The sequence below is a fragment of the Cupriavidus sp. 05N40 genome, from assembly GCF_056397305.1.
The window spans coordinates 1-4,025 of the sequence record NZ_JBFTND010000359.1 but is presented as its reverse complement, the minus strand read 5'-3'; the positions used below and the strand labels follow the sequence as shown (position 1 = coordinate 4,025).

At 66.5% G+C, this 4,025-nt stretch carries 3 protein-coding genes; all 3 read right to left on the bottom strand.

Annotated features, from left to right (window positions below):
• Positions 1-76: 76 nt before the first annotated feature.
• The 3 genes from pstS to folP all read right to left on the bottom strand — a co-directional run bounded on the left by pstS (position 77) and on the right by folP (position 3,679).
• The gene (gene pstS / locus AC1DO7_RS39970) at positions 77-1,111 is read right to left on the bottom strand and encodes a phosphate ABC transporter substrate-binding protein PstS (RefSeq protein WP_477117470.1); all 1,035 of its coding nucleotides are present in this window, start codon (positions 1,109-1,111) and stop codon (positions 77-79) included.
• Between the two features lie 371 nt (positions 1,112-1,482).
• A complete protein-coding gene (gene glmM, locus AC1DO7_RS39965) occupies positions 1,483-2,829 on the bottom strand; it encodes a phosphoglucosamine mutase (RefSeq protein ID WP_441618277.1) in 1,347 nt (448 codons plus the stop codon).
• 43 nt (positions 2,830-2,872) lie between these two features.
• A complete protein-coding gene (gene folP / locus AC1DO7_RS39960; protein WP_477117471.1) occupies positions 2,873-3,679 on the bottom strand; it encodes a dihydropteroate synthase in 807 nt (268 codons plus the stop codon).
• Positions 3,680-4,025 lie beyond the last annotated feature (346 nt).

Genomic DNA, 4,025 nt, shown 5'->3' with positions numbered 1-4,025 from the left:
GGGCAGTGCCTTCCGGCGCCCCGGCACGGCCGCCGGGCCGGGCACGCATGCACCCGGCCCGGCGCCCAGCCCTTCATCAGTTGTACAGCGCCTTGCCCGAACCGTCCTTCACCGAGGTCTTCCAGGTGGCACGGATCTGGTTCACGACGCTTTCCGGCAGCGGCACGTAGTCCAGGTCGCTGGCCATGCCGGCACCGCTCTTGTAGGCCCAGTCGAAGAACTTCAGCACTTCGGCGCCCTGCGCTGCCTTTTCCTGGCTCTTGTGCACCAGGATGAAGGTCGCGCCCGCGATCGGCCATGCGGTCTTGCCCGGCTGGTTGGTCAGGATCTGGTAGTAGGTCTTGGTCCAGTCTGCGCCCGCGGCGGCGGCCTTGAAGCCGTCGTCACCCGGCTGCACCACCGCACCCGAAGCATTCTTCATGTTCAGGTGGGTCATCTTGTTCTGCTTGGCGTAGGCGTACTCGACATAGCCGATGGCGCCGTTCAGCCGCTGCACGAAGGCGGCCACGCCTTCATTGCCCTTGCCGCCCGTGCCRCCACCCGGCCAGTTSACSGTGGTGCCYTCGCCSACCGARYTCTTCCAGTCCGGGCTSACCTTGGTCAGATAGTTGGTGAAGATGAAGGTGGTGCCCGAACCGTCGGCGCGGCGCACCGGCAGGATGTCCTGGTTCGGCAGCTTGGCGTGCGGGTTCAGCGCCTTGATGGCGGCGTCGTCCCACTTCTTGATCTTGCCCAGATAGATGTTGGCCAGCACTTCGCCGGTGATGGTCAGTTCGCCCGGCTTGATGCCTTGCAGGTTGATCACCGGCACCACGCCGCCGATCACCGTCGGGAACTGCACCAGGCCTTGCTTGACCAGTTCCTCGTCCTTCAGGGGCGCGTCCGAAGCACCGAAGTCGACGGTCTTGGCGCCGATCTGCTTGATGCCGCCGGACGAGCCGATGGATTGATAGTTGACCTTGTTACCCGTTGCCTTTTGGTATGCATCGGCCCACTTGGAATACACGGGCGCCGGGAAGGAAGCGCCAGCACCGGTAATTTCCGCCGCGAACGCAGTGCCCGCCACCACCAACGACACGATGCCTGCTACGGCAGTCTTGACCAGCTTCATATGTCCTCCAGAGACATGGTTGGGGAATGACAATTTTTTGACACGTCGAACTGTATGCCCCGTCTGTGACAATTCCATGACATCACGAAATCTTCTTGCAAGTCGGCCGCAAGTCTCCTGGCGATGGCGCGGGGAGGACGACGAACGCCGCCCAGGAGAGCATCACGAATCACAAGAAGTGCGCAATCTTGCCGGCGGAGGAACCTGGGTGCCGGGCAGCATCGGCGCGCCTTCCCGGCCGTTAATTGCGACCCCGGAAACAACAAAGGCCGGGTTCTCACCCGGCCTCGTCACCAATCACCCGATTCAGCTAACGCCCTGCCTGCTCCGGCAAACGCCCGGCAGTTCCGCAGCGCTGGCTGCCCTCGCCGTCAGGCGCGCAGCGAATCCGCAAGCGTCTGCGCTGCCCGCTCCGCGGTCTCGACCTGCTCGGCCTCGACCATCACGCGCACCACCGGCTCGGTTCCCGAAGCACGGATCAGCACGCGGCCCTTGCCCTCGAGCTGGGGCTCGATGGCGGCGCGCGCGGCGCTCAGGCCGGCGTGGGACTGCCAGTCGAAGCCCTTCTCCACGCGCACATTGATCAGCGTCTGCGGGAACAGCGAAACGCCCTCCAGCAACTGCGCCAGGGTCTTGCCGCTGCGGCGCAGCGCTGCGAGCACCTGCAGGGCGGAGACGATGCCGTCGCCGGTGGTGTGYCGGTCCAGGCACAGCAGGTGGCCGGAGCCTTCGCCGCCCAGCACCCACTTGCGCTTGTTCAGCTCTTCCAGCACGTAGCGGTCGCCCACCTTGGCCCGCACGAACTCCACCCCCTGGCGCTTGAGGGCCAGTTCGACCGCCATATTGGTCATGAGCGTGCCGACCGCGCCTTCCACCTTCTGGCCGGCTCGCAGGCGGTCCTGCACCATCAGATAGAGCAGTTCGTCCCCGTTGAACAGTCGGCCGTCGCGGTCCACCACCTGCAGGCGGTCGGCATCGCCGTCGAAGGCCAGGCCAAGATCCGCGCCGTTGGCCTTGACCGCCTCGATCAGCTTCTGGGGGGCGGTAGCGCCGTAGCCGGCATTGATGTTGCGCCCGTCGGGCTGGTTGCCGATCGAGACCACGTCCGCGCCCAGTTCATGGAAGACGTGCGGCGCGATGTGGTAGGCGGCGCCATGGGCACAATCCACCACCAGCTTGAGCTTGTGCAGGTCCTGCTCGTAGGGGAACGTGCTCTTGCAGAACTCGATATAGCGGCCGGCGGCATCCTCGATGCGGCGGGCGCGGCCGAGGTCGTCGGAGCGCACGCACACCATCGGCTCTTCCAGCGCATCCTCGATGGCCTGCTCCACCGCATCGGGCAGCTTGTCGCCATCGGCGGAGAAGAACTTGATGCCGTTGTCGTAGTAGGGATTGTGGCTGGCCGAGATCACCACGCCGGCCGACAGGCGCAGCGCGCGCGTCAGATAGGCCACGCCAGGCGTGGGCAGCGGGCCGGTCAGCAGCACGTTGACCCCGGCCGAGGTAAAGCCGGCTTCCAGCGCCGCTTCCAGCATATAGCCGGAAATGCGCGTGTCCTTGCCGATCAGGACGGTCGGACGGCTCTGCTCCTGCTGCCGGGCCCCGTGGGCCAGCACCATGCCGGCCGCATAGCCCAGGCGCATCACGAAATCGGGCGTGATGGGCGCCTCGCCGACCCTGCCGCGCACGCCGTCCGTGCCGAAATACTTGCGTGTCATAAGCTCTTTCTCCCGTTGTTCTGTCTTGCGATGCCGACTTGTACTAGCTGGCATCCGCGCAAAGCGATTCATGCCGGATCGCCCACCATGTCTTGAGGGCGTCGACGGTTTGCTCCACATCGTGCACGCGCACGATATATGCACCGCGCTCCACCGCACAGACCGCCGCGGCCAGGCTGGCGGCGACACGCTGCTGCGGCGGCCGGCCGCCCAGGATGGCGCCCAGCGTCGACTTGCGCGACAAGCCTACCAGCAACGGCAGCCCCTCTACCGCCACTTGCCGCAGCCGGYCCAGCAACTGCAGATTATGATCCGGCGTCTTGCCGAAGCCAAAGCCCGGATCGAGGGTGATACGGGCGTCGTCGACGCCGGCGGCGCGCAGCGCGCCCACCCGCTCGCCCAGGAAATCCGTCACCTCGCGGACCACGTCGTCGTAGCGGGGCTGTTCCTGCATGGTCTGCGGGTCGCGTTGCATATGCATGACACACAGCCCGGCCTGCCCGGCCGCCGCTTCGCTGACGGCCTCGAGCGCGCCCGGCATGCGAAAGCCCCAGATATCGTTGATCAGGTCCGCGCCCGCGGCCAGCGCGGCACGCATGACTTCAGGCTTGTAGGTGTCGATCGACAAAGGCCGGCCGCAATCGCGCAGCGCCTCCACCATCGGCAGCACGCGCTCGAGCTCCTGGTCCAGCGGCAATGCAGCCGAGCCGGGCCGGCTTGATTCGCCGCCGATATCGATGATGTCCACGCCCTCGGCGATCATGCGCTCGGCATGGCGCAGCGCCGCGTCGCGCCCGGCATGCTGGCCGCCATCGGAGAACGAGTCGGGCGTGACGTTGAGGATGCCCATTACCAGCGGGCGACGGTCGAGCGCGAAGCGGTAGCGCCCGCACTGGAAATACGAATCAGCGGAGATCGACGACAAGATAGGAAAACCAGGAAACACCAGGGAAGCGGGACCAGCCGCGGCATCGCCGCAGCAATGAAAAAGCCGGCGCACAGGGCGCCGGCTTCAGGCTCGGTAGGCAGCAGGGCAAAAGACCGCGCCCGTTGCTGGCGAGCCGGCCGTTCAGGCCGTGGCAGGCGTGGTGGCAGGAGCCACCGGCGAACCGCCCGACGGGGTGTTACCACCACCGTTCTGGCCGGACGCACCGCGCGGCGGGCGCGGCGGCTTGCCCGCCATGATGTCGTTGACC